General features: G+C 65.3%; 7 protein-coding genes and 3 rRNA genes. 3 read left to right on the top strand and 7 right to left on the bottom strand.

Features of this window, described 5'->3' with window-relative positions; all coding sequences use genetic code 11:
- Positions 1-18: 18 nt before the first annotated feature.
- The 4 genes from OHN19_RS36510 to OHN19_RS36495 all read right to left on the bottom strand — a co-directional run bounded on the left by OHN19_RS36510 (position 19) and on the right by OHN19_RS36495 (position 5,876).
- A complete protein-coding gene (locus OHN19_RS36510; RefSeq protein WP_123759416.1) occupies positions 19-627 on the bottom strand; it encodes a CDP-alcohol phosphatidyltransferase family protein in 609 nt (202 codons plus the stop codon).
- Positions 628-736: 109 nt separating this feature from the next.
- A 5S ribosomal RNA gene (gene rrf, locus OHN19_RS36505) occupies positions 737-853 on the bottom strand.
- Between the two features lie 69 nt (positions 854-922).
- Positions 923-4,043 (bottom strand): 23S ribosomal RNA (locus tag OHN19_RS36500).
- A gap of 307 nt (positions 4,044-4,350) precedes the next feature.
- Positions 4,351-5,876 (bottom strand): 16S ribosomal RNA (locus tag OHN19_RS36495).
- Together the 16S, 23S and 5S rRNA genes form the textbook arrangement of a ribosomal RNA operon.
- Before the next feature lie 553 nt (positions 5,877-6,429).
- Here OHN19_RS36495 and OHN19_RS36490 point away from each other — a divergent pair.
- Both OHN19_RS36490 and ptsP read left to right on the top strand, forming a co-directional pair.
- Positions 6,430-6,879, top strand: a complete 450-nt coding sequence (locus tag OHN19_RS36490) for a PTS glucose transporter subunit IIA (protein ID WP_330268273.1) — start codon at positions 6,430-6,432, stop codon at positions 6,877-6,879.
- Positions 6,880-6,961: 82 nt separating this feature from the next.
- Positions 6,962-8,632, top strand: coding sequence for a phosphoenolpyruvate--protein phosphotransferase (gene ptsP / locus OHN19_RS36485; protein ID WP_330268272.1), 1,671 nt, complete (start codon positions 6,962-6,964; stop codon positions 8,630-8,632).
- Positions 8,633-8,705: 73 nt separating this feature from the next.
- Here the strand turns inward: ptsP and OHN19_RS36480 are convergent, their stop codons facing one another.
- A complete protein-coding gene (locus OHN19_RS36480; RefSeq protein WP_330268271.1) occupies positions 8,706-9,599 on the bottom strand; it encodes a hypothetical protein in 894 nt (297 codons plus the stop codon).
- Positions 9,600-9,621: 22 nt separating this feature from the next.
- Positions 9,622-10,923, bottom strand: a complete 1,302-nt coding sequence (locus OHN19_RS36475) for an MFS transporter (protein WP_330294136.1) — start codon at positions 10,921-10,923, stop codon at positions 9,622-9,624.
- Positions 10,924-10,949: 26 nt separating this feature from the next.
- On the opposite strand from OHN19_RS36475, the gene OHN19_RS36470 reads away from it, so the two are divergent.
- Positions 10,950-12,269 carry an aminotransferase class I/II-fold pyridoxal phosphate-dependent enzyme gene (locus OHN19_RS36470; RefSeq protein ID WP_330268269.1) on the top strand — a complete coding sequence of 440 codons (1,320 nt, stop codon included), beginning with the start codon at positions 10,950-10,952 and terminating at the stop codon, positions 12,267-12,269.
- Between the two features lie 9 nt (positions 12,270-12,278).
- On the opposite strand, the gene OHN19_RS36465 is transcribed toward OHN19_RS36470, so the two are convergent.
- Positions 12,279-14,246, bottom strand: coding sequence for an acetoacetate--CoA ligase (locus tag OHN19_RS36465; protein WP_330268268.1), 1,968 nt, complete (start codon positions 14,244-14,246; stop codon positions 12,279-12,281).
- Between the last annotated feature and the right edge of the window lie 119 nt (positions 14,247-14,365).

Raw genomic sequence — 14,365 nt, 5'->3', positions numbered from 1 at the left:
CCGTGCCAAAGGACGAGTTCAATCGGCCATGGCGTCCGCACGGATCAGGCGGCGGACTTGTACCACGTAGAGGACTCCTGCCCACCAGTAGAGCGTTGTACCCCATCCGGCGAACGCCCATCCGAAAATAGCAGCGAGTGACGAGATCCATCCAGTTCCGTCACTGAGCAGGAGCAGGGGGAAGGCGTACATCAGGTTGAACGTGGCCGCCTTGCCGAGGAAGTTCACCTGCGGCGGCGGATAACCGTGACGCCTGAGGATGCCCACCATCACCAGGAGAACCAGCTCCCGCAAGAGAAGTGCAGCCGTCAACCAGATCGGCAGAATCTCGCGCCAGGTGAGTCCGACCAGGGTCGACAGAATGTAGAGCCGGTCGGCCGCCGGGTCGAGCAGCCGGCCGAGGCTGCTGATCTGGTTCCACCTGCGGGCCAGCTTGCCGTCGAGGTAGTCGCTGATGCCGCTCAGCGCCAGTACCAGCAACGCCCAGCCGTCACTCTTCGGGCCTCCGAACTCAGGCCTGAGAATCAGCCACAGGAAGACCGGCACACCGACGAGCCGCGCCATGCTGAGGATGTTGGGGATGGTGAGGACCCGGTCCGTCTGGACCCGGGTCTCCTGGACCTCCACCCGGGGGCCTCCTGTGGGAAACGTGCCAACGATGCCCCCTGACCCTACCTCAACGCAAAAAAGCTCTGGCTCTTGGGCTGAGTGCCCAAGAGCCAGAGCTTTAAAAGGAGTTCGGCGGTGTCCTACTCTCCCACAGGGTCCCCCCTGCAGTACCATCGGCGCTGTAAGGCTTAGCTTCCGGGTTCGGAATGTAACCGGGCGTTTCCCTCACGCTATGACCACCGAAACACTATGAAACTAGACCGGAAAACACACGGTCGTTGCCTCAGAACTAACACAGTGGACGCGAGCAAATATGGACAAGCCCTCGGCCTATTAGTACCGGTCACCTCCAGCGGTTACCCGCCTTCCAGATCCGGCCTATCAACCCAGTCGTCTACTGGGAGCCTTAACCCCTCAAAGGGGGTGGGAATACTCATCTCGAAGCAGGCTTCCCGCTTAGATGCTTTCAGCGGTTATCCCTCCCGAACGTAGCCAACCAGCCATGCCCTTGGCAGAACAACTGGCACACCAGAGGTTCGTCCGTCCCGGTCCTCTCGTACTAGGGACAGCCCTTCTCAATATTCCTACGCGCGCAGCGGATAGGGACCGAACTGTCTCACGACGTTCTAAACCCAGCTCGCGTACCGCTTTAATGGGCGAACAGCCCAACCCTTGGGACCGACTCCAGCCCCAGGATGCGACGAGCCGACATCGAGGTGCCAAACCATCCCGTCGATATGGACTCTTGGGGAAGATCAGCCTGTTATCCCCGGGGTACCTTTTATCCGTTGAGCGACGGCGCTTCCACAAGCCACCGCCGGATCACTAGTCCCGACTTTCGTCCCTGCTCGACCCGTCGGTCTCACAGTCAAGCTCCCTTGTGCACTTACACTCAACACCTGATTACCAACCAGGCTGAGGGAACCTTTGGGCGCCTCCGTTACCCTTTAGGAGGCAACCGCCCCAGTTAAACTACCCATCAGACACTGTCCCTGATCCGGATCACGGACCCAGGTTAGACATCCAGCACGACCAGACTGGTATTTCAACGACGACTCCACAACCACTGGCGTGGCCGCTTCAAAGTCTCCCAGCTATCCTACACAAGCCGAACCGAACACCAATATCAAACTGTAGTAAAGGTCCCGGGGTCTTTCCGTCCTGCTGCGCGAAACGAGCATCTTTACTCGTAGTGCAATTTCACCGGGCCTATGGTTGAGACAGTCGAGAAGTCGTTACGCCATTCGTGCAGGTCGGAACTTACCCGACAAGGAATTTCGCTACCTTAGGATGGTTATAGTTACCACCGCCGTTTACTGGCGCTTAAGTTCTCAGCTTCGCCACACCGAAATGTGACTAACCGGTCCCCTTAACGTTCCAGCACCGGGCAGGCGTCAGTCCGTATACATCGCCTTACGGCTTCGCACGGACCTGTGTTTTTAGTAAACAGTCGCTTCTCGCTGGTCTCTGCGGCCACCCCCAGCTCAAGGAGCAAGTCCTCTCACCAGTGATGGCCCCCCTTCTCCCGAAGTTACGGGGGCATTTTGCCGAGTTCCTTAACCATAGTTCACCCGAACGCCTCGGTATTCTCTACCTGACCACCTGAGTCGGTTTAGGGTACGGGCCGCCATGAAACTCGCTAGAGGCTTTTCTCGACAGCATAGGATCATCCACTTCACCACAATCGGCTCGGCATCAGGTCTCAGACACAAGAGTGGCGGATTTGCCTACCACTCGTCCTACACCCTTACCCCGGGACAACCACCGCCCGGGATGGACTACCTTCCTGCGTCACCCCATCACTCACCTACTGCAAGTCTGGTTCGTCGGCTCCACCACTCCCCTTTGCCCGAAGGCTCCGGGGCGGCTTCACGGACTTAGCATCGCCTGGTTCGATGTTTGACGCTTCACAGCGGGTACCGGAATATCAACCGGTTATCCATCGACTACGCCTGTCGGCCTCGCCTTAGGTCCCGACTTACCCTGGGCAGATCAGCTTGACCCAGGAACCCTTAGTCAATCGGCGCACACGTTTCCCACGTGTGTATCGCTACTCATGCCTGCATTCTCACTCGTGAACCGTCCACCACTGCCTTCCGGCGCAGCTTCACCCGGCACACGACGCTCCCCTACCCATCACAGCCTCCGTTGGGAGTATTGCTGCAATGACACGACTTCGGCGGTACGCTTGAGCCCCGCTACATTGTCGGCGCGGAATCACTAGACCAGTGAGCTATTACGCACTCTTTCAAGGGTGGCTGCTTCTAAGCCAACCTCCTGGTTGTCTCTGCGACTCCACATCCTTTCCCACTTAGCGTACGCTTAGGGGCCTTAGTCGATGCTCTGGGCTGTTTCCCTCTCGACCATGGAGCTTATCCCCCACAGTCTCACTGCCGTGCTCTCACTTACCGGCATTCGGAGTTTGGCTAAGGTCAGTAACCCGGTAGGGCCCATCGCCTATCCAGTGCTCTACCTCCGGCAAGAAACACACGACGCTGCACCTAAATGCATTTCGGGGAGAACCAGCTATCACGGAGTTTGATTGGCCTTTCACCCCTAACCACAGGTCATCCCCCAGGTTTTCAACCCTGGTGGGTTCGGTCCTCCACGAAGTCTTACCTCCGCTTCAACCTGCCCATGGCTAGATCACTCCGCTTCGGGTCTTGAGCGTGCTACTGAAACGCCCTATTCGGACTCGCTTTCGCTACGGCTACCCCACCCGGGTTAACCTCGCAACACACCGCAAACTCGCAGGCTCATTCTTCAAAAGGCACGCAGTCACGAGATATGTGCAAGCACATATCCGACGCTCCCACGGCTTGTAGGCACACGGTTTCAGGTACTATTTCACTCCGCTCCCGCGGTACTTTTCACCATTCCCTCACGGTACTATCCGCTATCGGTCACCAGGGAATATTTAGGCTTAGCGGGTGGTCCCGCCAGATTCACACGGGATTTCTCGGGCCCCGTGCTACTTGGGTGTCTCTCAAACGAGCCGCTGACGTTTCGACTACGGGGGTCTTACCCTCTACGCCGGACCTTTCGCATGTCCTTCGCCTACATCAACGGTTTCTGACTCGTCCTGTCGCCGGCAGACGACAGAAGAGAGATCCCACAACCCCGCATGCGCAACCCCTGCCGGGTCTCACACGCATACGGTTTGGCCTCATCCGGTTTCGCTCGCCACTACTCCCGGAATCACGGTTGTTTTCTCTTCCTGCGGGTACTGAGATGTTTCACTTCCCCGCGTTCCCTCCACACTGCCTATGTGTTCAGCAGCGGGTGACAGCCCATGACGACTGCCGGGTTTCCCCATTCGGAAACCCCCGGATCAAAGCCTGGTTGACGACTCCCCGGGGACTATCGTGGCCTCCCACGTCCTTCATCGGTTCCTGGTGCCAAGGCATCCACCGTGCGCCCTTAAAAACTTGGCCACAGATGCTCGCGTCCACTGTGCAGTTCTCAAACAACGACCAGCCACCCATCACCCCCAACCGAAGCTGGAGTTCACTGGGGCCGGCATCACGAGGGGGTTCATTCCCTCAGACACCCAACAGCGTGCCCGACACCCTCGCCACTCGTGATCAGCGTTCCACGCTCCAAAGGAGCAGTACTGGCAGCCCGAGATGACTGAAAGTGCCGAATAATCAACGTTCCACCCATGAGCAACCACCGTCGAACGTTTGCCGACGTAATGGCCCTGGACCACCAAGCAAGCTTGGCGGCCTAGATGCTCCTTAGAAAGGAGGTGATCCAGCCGCACCTTCCGGTACGGCTACCTTGTTACGACTTCGTCCCAATCGCCAGTCCCACCTTCGACAGCTCCCTCCCACAAGGGGTTGGGCCACCGGCTTCGGGTGTTACCGACTTTCGTGACGTGACGGGCGGTGTGTACAAGGCCCGGGAACGTATTCACCGCAGCAATGCTGATCTGCGATTACTAGCAACTCCGACTTCATGGGGTCGAGTTGCAGACCCCAATCCGAACTGAGACAGGCTTTTTGAGATTCGCTCCACCTCACGGTATCGCAGCTCATTGTACCTGCCATTGTAGCACGTGTGCAGCCCAAGACATAAGGGGCATGATGACTTGACGTCGTCCCCACCTTCCTCCGAGTTGACCCCGGCGGTCTCCTGTGAGTCCCCGTCACCCCGAAGGGCACGCTGGCAACACAGGACAAGGGTTGCGCTCGTTGCGGGACTTAACCCAACATCTCACGACACGAGCTGACGACAGCCATGCACCACCTGTACACCGACCACAAGGGGGGCACTATCTCTAATGCTTTCCGGTGTATGTCAAGCCTTGGTAAGGTTCTTCGCGTTGCGTCGAATTAAGCCACATGCTCCGCTGCTTGTGCGGGCCCCCGTCAATTCCTTTGAGTTTTAGCCTTGCGGCCGTACTCCCCAGGCGGGGAACTTAATGCGTTAGCTGCGGCACCGACGACGTGGAATGTCGCCAACACCTAGTTCCCACCGTTTACGGCGTGGACTACCAGGGTATCTAATCCTGTTCGCTCCCCACGCTTTCGCTCCTCAGCGTCAGTAATGGCCCAGAGATCCGCCTTCGCCACCGGTGTTCCTCCTGATATCTGCGCATTTCACCGCTACACCAGGAATTCCGATCTCCCCTACCACACTCTAGCCTGCCCGTATCGAATGCAGACCCGGGGTTAAGCCCCGGGCTTTCACACCCGACGTGACAAGCCGCCTACGAGCTCTTTACGCCCAATAATTCCGGACAACGCTTGCGCCCTACGTATTACCGCGGCTGCTGGCACGTAGTTAGCCGGCGCTTCTTCTGCAGGTACCGTCACTTTCGCTTCTTCCCTGCTGAAAGAGGTTTACAACCCGAAGGCCGTCATCCCTCACGCGGCGTCGCTGCATCAGGCTTGCGCCCATTGTGCAATATTCCCCACTGCTGCCTCCCGTAGGAGTCTGGGCCGTGTCTCAGTCCCAGTGTGGCCGGTCGCCCTCTCAGGCCGGCTACCCGTCGTCGCCTTGGTGAGCCGTTACCTCACCAACAAGCTGATAGGCCGCGGGCTCATCCTTCACCGCCGGAGCTTTCAACCCGCACAGATGCCCGTGCGAGTGGTATCCGGTATTAGACCCCGTTTCCAGGGCTTGTCCCAGAGTGAAGGGCAGATTGCCCACGTGTTACTCACCCGTTCGCCACTAATCCCCACCGAAGTGGTTCATCGTTCGACTTGCATGTGTTAAGCACGCCGCCAGCGTTCGTCCTGAGCCAGGATCAAACTCTCCGTGAATGTTTACCCGTAATCGGGTGCACACATCACGAGAGCGGAACAGCCACCGGAATAAGGCGACTGTTCACAGCGTCCTCGCTGTGTTTTTTCAAAGGAACCTCGTCCCAGCCGAATGACCGGAGACGGGGTATCAACATATCTGGCGTTGATTTTTGGCACGCTGTTGAGTTCTCAAGGAACGGACGCTTCCTTTGTACTCACCCTCTCGGGCTTTCCTCCGGGCGCTTCCCTTCGGTGTTCCAAACACTATCAGTGTTTTTCCGTCTCCCTGACCACCGTCCTGCGGGCATGCAGAAGTTGATCGAGATAAGGTCTGACAAGTTTGGTTGCTGCCAGGCAAGAACGCGTGATCGCGTCACTCAGCCCCAAGCAGGAGTACGACTGTACACGGGGCCTCGAAGGCCGTGCAAATCCATGGGACTGGTGGTCTAGACCACCAGCGGGTATCTTCCGTGCGGAACCCTCACTTCATCTGACATACGCTGCTGGACAGAGCCGTCCGAGACAGGCAGTGACGGCCCATATACGCAGCTCCACCCCTGGGAGGCTTCCCATGACCACCGTGACGTCCCCTCTTGCAGGACGCGCCGTCGGACTGGCCGCAGTGCCGGATCCGGTCTTCTCCGGGGCCATGGTCGGCCCGGGCACCGCGATCGACCCCGTACGTGAACCGTCCGAGGCCGTCGCGCCCGTGGACGGAGTGATCGTCTCTCTCCACCCGCACGCGTTCGTCGTCGTGGACGAAACGGGGCACGGCGTGCTCGTGCACCTCGGCATCGACACCGTGCAGCTCAACGGCGAGGGCTTCGAGCTGCTGGTGAACAAGGGTGACACCGTCACGCGCGGCCAGGCCGTCGTGCGGTGGAACCCGGCGGCCGTCGAGGCAGCCGGCAAGTCCGCGGTGTGCCCCGTCATCGCGCTGGAGGCCACGGCCGAGGCCCTCTCCGAGCTCCGTGACAACGGCGATGTGAAGGCCGGCGACACCCTCTTCCTCTGGAAGTGACGTCAGCGCCGTCGTAGGACGGCAAGTAGGCACGACAACCATCGCGGCGGCGGGACCCGCCGCACTATCGGAGACGGGTGAGATGGAGACAACGCTGCGAGGCGTCGGCGTGAGCCACGGTGTGGCGATCGGCGAGGTTCGGCATATGGGGACGGCGGTGCTGGAGCCGCCTGCCAAGCAGATACCGGTTGAGGACGCGGAGCGCGAACAGGGGCGTGCCCGCAAGGCCGTGGAGGCCGTGGCGGCCGACCTGATGGCGCGCGGCAACCTGGCGGGGGGCGAAGCCCAGGCGGTGCTCGAAGCGCAGGCCATGATGGCCCAGGACCCCGAGCTGATGGCTGATGTGGACCGCCGTATCGCTGTCGGCAGCACGGCCGAGCGTGCCGTCTACGACGCGTTCGCCGCGTACCGCGAGCTGCTGGCCGGTGCCGGTGAGTACCTCGCCGGGCGGGTCGCGGACCTCGACGACGTGCGGAATCGTATCGTCGCTCGGCTGCTCGGGGTGCCCATGCCGGGTGTCCCGGACAGCGACGAGCCGTATGTCCTGGTGGCGCGTGATCTCGCGCCCGCCGACACGGCTCTGCTGGACCCGACGCTCGTGCTCGGCTTCGTCACCGAGGAGGGCGGGCCGACCAGTCACAGTGCGATTCTGGCGCGGGCGCTCGGTGTGCCGGCCGTCGTGGCGCTGCCGGGTGCCGGTGAGCTGGCGGAGGGCACGGTCATCGCGGTCGACGGCAGTACCGGCGACATCTTCGTGAACCCGAGTGACGAGAAGAAGGCCGAGCTGGAGGCCGCTGCCGCTGAGCGGAAGGCCGCGCTCGCCGCGTCCACCGGTCCCGGTGCCACCGCCGACGGCCACAAGGTGCCGCTGCTCGCCAATGTGGGCGGTCCGGCGGACGTGCCCGCCGCGGTCGAGGCCGGTGCCGAGGGTGTGGGTCTTTTCCGTACCGAGTTCCTCTTCCTCGACGACAGCAAGAACGCGCCGACCGAGGAGAAGCAGGTCGAGGCCTACCGGCAGGTGCTGGAGGCCTTCCCGGAGGGGCGGGTCGTCGTTCGTGTGCTGGACGCGGGCGCGGACAAGCCGCTGGACTTCCTGACGCCGTCCGACGAGCCGAACCCGGCGTTGGGTGTGCGCGGGCTGCGGACGCTGCTCGACCACCCCGAGGTGCTGCGCACCCAGCTCACAGCGCTGGCGAAGGCTGCCGAGGGACTGCCGGTCTACCTCGAGGTCATGGCCCCTATGGTGGCCGACCGCGCCGATGCCAAGGCCTTCGCCGATGCCTGCCGGGAGGCGGGGCTCCGGGCGAAGTTCGGCGCGATGGTGGAGATTCCCTCGGCGGCGCTGCGCGCGCGGTCGATTCTTCAGGAGGTCGAGTTCCTGTCGCTGGGGACCAACGACCTCGCGCAGTACACCTTCGCGGCCGACCGTCAGGTGGGTGCGGTGTCCCGGCTCCAGGACCCGTGGCAGCCCGCGCTGCTCGACCTGGTCGCGCTGTCCGCGGAGGCGGCGAAGGCCGAGGGCAAGAGCTGTGGTGTCTGTGGCGAGGCCGCGTCCGACCCGCTGCTCGCGTGTGTGCTGACCGGTCTCGGGGTCACCTCTCTTTCCATGGGTGCCGCCTCCCTTCCTTATGTGCGGGCGACGCTGGCGAAGTACACGCTCGCCCAGTGCGAGCGGGCGGCCGCGGCCGCCCGGGCTGCGGACAGCGCCGACGAGGCGCGCGCCGCCGCGCAGGCGGTGCTGTCCGGCGAGTAGTCGGGCGGGGTCGACCGATCGACGGTACTGAGAGGGCGCTCCACCGGTGGGTGGGGCGCCCTCTCTTCGTATGTCAGTGGCTGTGGTGCGCTGTCGGACCTTCCGGTCCGAGGTCGGGCGGGACGCAGTAGTCGACGTCCGATTCCGGGGAGATCAGGTCGCCGGAGTCGATGTCGGTGCAGTAGGCGTCGAAGACTTCTCCGGCGGTGAGGGGTTCGAGGTGATCACCGCGCAGGCGCCAGCCGTAGATGCGGTCGGTGGTTCCCGGGGTGCTGGTGCGCATGACCAGTCCGCCGGGGCTCTGGGTGGCGATGCCGAGTGCCAGGACGGTGGTGAATTCGAGGGCTTCGGCTTCGTCGAGTTGGACGGAGCCGTCGCTGTTCTCGTCGGAGTGGAGGACGGAGACGAGGGTCTCCGGGGTGCCGGTGATGCTGCACACGAGGTGGTGTTCGCCTGGCTGTGCGGTGTCGAGGATCCGGACCAGGAGGTCCGAGGCCCGGGTGAAGGCGGCGCGGCCGATGTCCTCCCCGCAGGAGCCGCAGCTGCCGAGGCGGGCGAGGAGTGTGGTCGCGTACTCCCAGGTGGCCTGGCGTACGGCCTCGTCCACGAGGGCGGGCACCAGGTCGGTCAGGGGCTGGCCCTCGTAGGGCAGTGCCGGCCCGGTGGAGGCGAGTTCCGCGGTGAAGCGGGTGCGGCTGGACGGGATGTCCGGGTTCAGGCCCGTCTCCTCGCAGAACTCGGCGTACTCCTGTGGGTCGAAGAGGGCGACGGTGGTGTGGCTGCCCTGTGAGGCGCGGGTCCTCAGGAGGTCTTCGACCTGTTTCAGGTAGGTGGCGTGGTCGTCGAAGGTGAAGCTGCGGTAGCGCCGCATGGCGCGGAAGTCGTGTTCGTCGGTGAGCAGGCCGATGGTGCCGGCGATTTCGCGGCGCAGGACGCGTCGCATTGTCTGGTGGCCGGTGTGCGCCATGTTTCCCCCTGTGCGCAGTCGATCAATGCTCACTCACAGTAACCGGCGGCACTGACAACGGCGTCCGGGCGAGGCGGGCCCGGATCACGCGGTGCTGAACCGCGCAGGTCAGGGCGATGACTGTGCCGAAGGTGGCCCAGCCTGCGGGGCCGGTGGCGATGGCCGCCGTGACCGCGAGTGGTCCGAAGGTGCGCTGGACGGACTGGGCCAGGCCGTGGACCCCGAGGTAGGCGCCCTGGGCGGTGTCGGGGGCGAGTGCTACGGACAGTTCCCAGGAGATGGTGGCGTGGAGCATCTCGGCCGTGGTGAAGGCGGCTGCCGCGGCGGTGAGGAGCAGTGTCGCGGTGAGGGCTCCGCCGGTGGCCGCGAGTGCCATGGCGAGGCCGCCCAGGCCGAAGGCGAGGGAGAGCGGGAGCAGGAGGTTCCGGGCGGCGGCCGTAGTGGTGCCGAAGCGGGCGAGCGGGACCTGGAGGGCCACGACCATGACGTTGTTGAGGACCATCAGGAGGGGCGCCAGTCCGTTCGGTGCGTTGCTCGCGTGGGCGATCCACAGGGGCAGGCCGACCTTGAACATGGCGTCGTCGAGGAAGAGCACCGTCTCGGTGGCGACGTAGGCGAGGTAGGTGCGGTCGCGCCAGGGGTTCGCCGGTCTGGTGGTGGGGGCCGTGTGCTTCGAACCGGTGACCGTGCGGGACGGGGAGGCGGGTTCGCCGCAGCGCAGGGTGAGGAGTGCCGAGACGACGAAGGACAGTGCGTCGCCGGCCAGGAGCCACTGGTAGGCGCTGGTCGTGCCGAGCGCCAGGGCGGCTGCCGCCGCGAGTCCGCCCAGGGCCCAGCCCGCGTTGGCGATCGTACGGTGGAAGGCCTGGTAGCGGACGCGGTCGGGGCCGGCGACGCGGGTGGCGTAGAGCTTGGTGAGGATGCTCGCGGCGCGGTCTCCGAGGCTGCCGACCGCCGAGAAGGCGATGAGCAGGGCGTAGTGGTCGGTGGTGAGCAGGGCGCAGGAGGCCAGGGCGCGCAGGAGCTGGACGATCAGCAGGATCCGGGTGATCGGGAAGCGGTCGGCGAGCTTGCCGCCCAGAGGTGCGCCCGCGATGCCGATGGCGCCGGCGGCCGCGGCGAGCGTGCCGACCTGGGCGAGGGAGAGCTCGGAGACGTAGGTGAAGTAGAGGACCGACACGGAGGCCCACAGGCCGCTGCCGACGCGGTCGACGAGCGCGATGACGAGCTTTCTGCGTCCGTCGCGCCCGCCGGGAATGCTTCTCGACCATGCTGCCGTGCGCCGTATCGGATGCACTGCTCCCCCTGTCTTCTTGCTTTTCATTTATGTACTGATACATACTGTGCAACGTGGCAACACAATATGGGATCAGTGGTACGACGGCCAAGGGAATTGCCGCGTCCGTCGAACGGGCTGTGGCCGAAGGCTCCTTGGCGCCCGGGGTCGCGCTGCCTCCGGTGCGGCGGCTCGCGGATGGGCTGGGGGTGAGTCCTGGGACCGTTGCGACGGCGTACAAGGAGCTGCGGCAGCGCGGGATCGTGGTCACGCGGGGGCGGGGCGGGACCGTGGTGGCATCGGCGCCGGCCGTGGCGTCACGGCGGCCGCCCAGAGTGCCCGAGGGGCTGCGGGACTTGGCGGGCGGTCATCCCGATCCGCGGCTGCTTCCCGCTCTGGTGCCGCCGTCCAGGCTCTCCCCCGGGGCTCGCTCGCACCGGTCGGCGCCCCGGCTGGCGCGGCTCGAGGACGCCGTACGCGAGTGGCTGGGGTCCGACGGGGTGCCTGTGGAGCAGGTGACCTTCGCGCATGGGGCGCTGGATCTGATCGGGCGGCTGCTGTCCGTGGAGCTGCGGCCCGGGGACGTCGTCGCGATGGAGGATCCCGGGTACCACCATCTGCTGGACCTGGTCACTGCCTCGGGGCTGCGCATGGTTCCCGTGGCGGTCGACGACGAGGGGGTGCGGCCCGATGCCCTGCGCGATGCGCTGCGGGGCGGTGCGCGTGCTGTCGTATGCAGTCCTCGGGCGCAGAATCCGTACGGCGGTCGCTTTTCCGTGGAGCGTCGGGACGCGCTGCTCGGTGTGCTCCGGGAGCGTCCCGAGGTGCTGGTCGTGGAGAACGATCACGCCTCGGCCGTCGCCGACGCGCCGCTGTGGACGCTGGCCGGCGGGGGGCTGTCGCGCTGGGTGCATGTGCGGACGGTGAGCAAGTTCCTGGGGACGGACCTGCGGTGGGCGGCCGCGGCCTGTGACCCGATCACGCTGGCGCGGCACGACGGGCGGCTGTTGCTGACCTCCGGTTGGGTCAGTCATCTGCTTCAGGAGACGGTGCACGGGCTGCTCGTGGACGAGGGCACGCGCGCGTTGGTGGCGCGTGCGCGGGAGACCTATGCCGTGCGCCGGAGCGCTCTGGTGCGGGAGCTCGGTGAGCGGGGCATCGAGGCGCACGGGGTGAGCGGGATGAACGTGTGGGTACCGGTCCGGGACGAGTCGGCGGTGGTGAACGGGCTGCGGTCGCACGGCTGGTGGGTCGCGGCCGGGGCCCGGTTCCGGCTGTCGTCCGGTCCCGGGGTGCGGATCACGGTCGCCGAGCTGGAGGCGGCCGACGCGGCGCGGCTGGCCTCGGACTTCGCCGGGGTGCTGGGTGAGTCCGAGGCCACCTACGGTGGTTGATCCGCCGGGTCAGGCGCGTTTGCGGGCCAGGTCCTCGTAGAAGTGGAGCAGGTCGAGGTTGTCGATGGAGCCGGCGTTGACGGCCTTTTCCAGGGGGGTGCCCTGGAGGAGGCGTTTGACGGGGACCTCGATGCGCTTTCCGGTGAGGGTGTGCGGGATGCCGGGGACCTCGATGACCTCGTCGGGGATGTGGCGGGGTGAGAGGTTCTCGCGGATGGTCCGCTTGATGCGGTCCAGGAGTGCCTGGTCGAGGACGGCTCCGGGGGTCAGGTGCACGAAGAGCGGCATCCAGTAGCCGCCGTCGGGCTGTTCGATGCCGATGACCAGGGATTCCTTGATCTCGGGGAGTCGCTCCACGGCCTCGTAGATGTCGGCGGAGCCCATGCGGACGCCCTGGCGGTTGAGCGTCGAGTCGGAGCGGCCGTGGATGACGACCGAGCCGCGCGAGGTGACGGTGATCCAGTCGCCGTGGCGCCACACACCGGGGTAGGTGTCGAAGTAGCTGTCGTGGTACCGGCTGCCGTCGGGGTCGTTCCAGAAGTGGATCGGCATCGAGGGCATGGGGTTGGTGACGACGAGTTCGCCGACCTCGTCGACGAGCGGTTCGCCGCTGGGGTCCCAGGACTGGAGGTCGGTGCCGAGGCCGGGTGCCTGGAGTTCGCCGATGTACACGGGCAGGGTCGGTACGGCGCCCGCGAAGCAGGAGCACACGTCCGTGCCGCCGCTGACGGAGGCGATCCACAGGTCCTCGCGGACCTCGTCGTGCAGCCAGCGGAAGCCGTCGGGCGGGAGCGGTGAGCCGGTGGTGGCCACGCACCGCACCTTGGAGAGGTCGAAGTCGCGTGCCGGGTGCACGTCGGCCTTGCGGCAGGCCATGACGTACGCGGCGGAGGTGCCGTAGAGGGTGGCTCCCGTGCGTTCGGCGACGCGCCACTGGGCGCCGGTGTCGGGGTAGCCGGGGCTGCCGTCGTAGAGGACGACGGTCGTGCCGGTGAGGAGACCGGAGACGAGGAAGTTCCACATCATCCAGCCGGTGGAGGTGTACCAGAAGAAACGGTCCTCTGGGCCCAGGTCGCAGTGCAGGCCGAGCTGCTTGAGGTGTTCGACCAGGATGCCGCCCTGGGACTGGACGATGGCCTTGGGGAGGCCGGTCGTGCCCGAGGAGTACAGCACCCAGAGGGGGTGCGCGAAGGGCACCTGTTCGAAGACCGGTTCGGTGTCCGTGCCCGTGAGCGCCGACCACTCCAGGGCGCCTTCGGGGGCTTCGGTGCCGAGGAGCGGGATGTGGACGACGGCGCGCAGCGAGGGCAGCTCACGGCGGAGTTCGGCGACGGTGTCACGGCGGTCGTGCTCCTTGCCGCCGTAGCGGTAGCCGTCGACGGTGAACAGGATCACCGGTTCGACCTGCTGGAAGCGGTCCAGGACGCTGCGGGCGCCGAAGTCGGGGGCGCAGGAGGTCCAGACGGCGCCGACAGCGGCCGTGGCGAGGAGGGCGACCACTGCTTCCGGGATGTTCGGGAGGTAGCCGCTGACGCGGTCTCCCGGCCGCACGCCGAGGGCCCGCAGCTCGGCGGCCAGGGAGCCGACCTGGCGGCGCAGCTCGGACCACGTCACCGGGCGCGGCTCATGGGTCTCGTCGACGTGCAGGAGGGCCGGTTCGTCCGCGCGGGTGTCGGCGGCGCGCAGGGCGTGCTCGGCGTAGTTGAGGGTGGCTCCGGGGAACCACTCGGCGCCGGGCATCGAGCTGTCGCCCAGCACGCGCGCGTAGGGGGTCGAGAAGCGGACGTCGAACCACTGGGTGACGGCCTTCCAGAACGTCTCCAGCTCGTCCACCGACCAGCGGTGCAGCGCCGCGTAGCCGCCGTCGGCCGGGGCGCCGTGGTGCTCGGCCGCCCATGCCTGGAACCTGGTGACCTGGGACCGGGCGATGCGCTGCGGATCTGGCTGCCAGAGCGGCTGGGGGTTCACGGTCGACATGGGGCGGCTCCCGGACTCTGCGCGTCGTGTGCGTCTCCCGCGCACGGGCAAGGGGTGTGCGCGTGACGCGGCTGACAGGGACGATGCCATGTGATCAACTTCTACGCCAGGGTGCGGCC

Source organism: Streptomyces griseorubiginosus, assembly GCF_036345115.1.
Taxonomy (GTDB): Bacteria; Actinomycetota; Actinomycetes; order Streptomycetales; family Streptomycetaceae; genus Streptomyces; species Streptomyces griseorubiginosus_C.
Note: the sequence above shows the minus strand (reverse complement) of the source record. Positions and strands in the feature narration are given on the sequence as shown.

Coding starts and splice junctions, on each gene's coding strand:
- OHN19_RS36480 (WP_330268271.1), bottom strand. CDS start 9,599: ATGGCGCACACCGGCCACCAGACAATGCGACGCGTCCTGCGCCGCGAA.
- ptsP (WP_330268272.1), top strand. CDS start 6,962: ATGGAGACAACGCTGCGAGGCGTCGGCGTGAGCCACGGTGTGGCGATC.
- OHN19_RS36475 (WP_330294136.1), bottom strand. CDS start 10,923: ATGAAAAGCAAGAAGACAGGGGGAGCAGTGCATCCGATACGGCGCACG.
- OHN19_RS36465 (WP_330268268.1), bottom strand. CDS start 14,246: ATGTCGACCGTGAACCCCCAGCCGCTCTGGCAGCCAGATCCGCAGCGC.
- OHN19_RS36490 (WP_330268273.1), top strand. CDS start 6,430: ATGACCACCGTGACGTCCCCTCTTGCAGGACGCGCCGTCGGACTGGCC.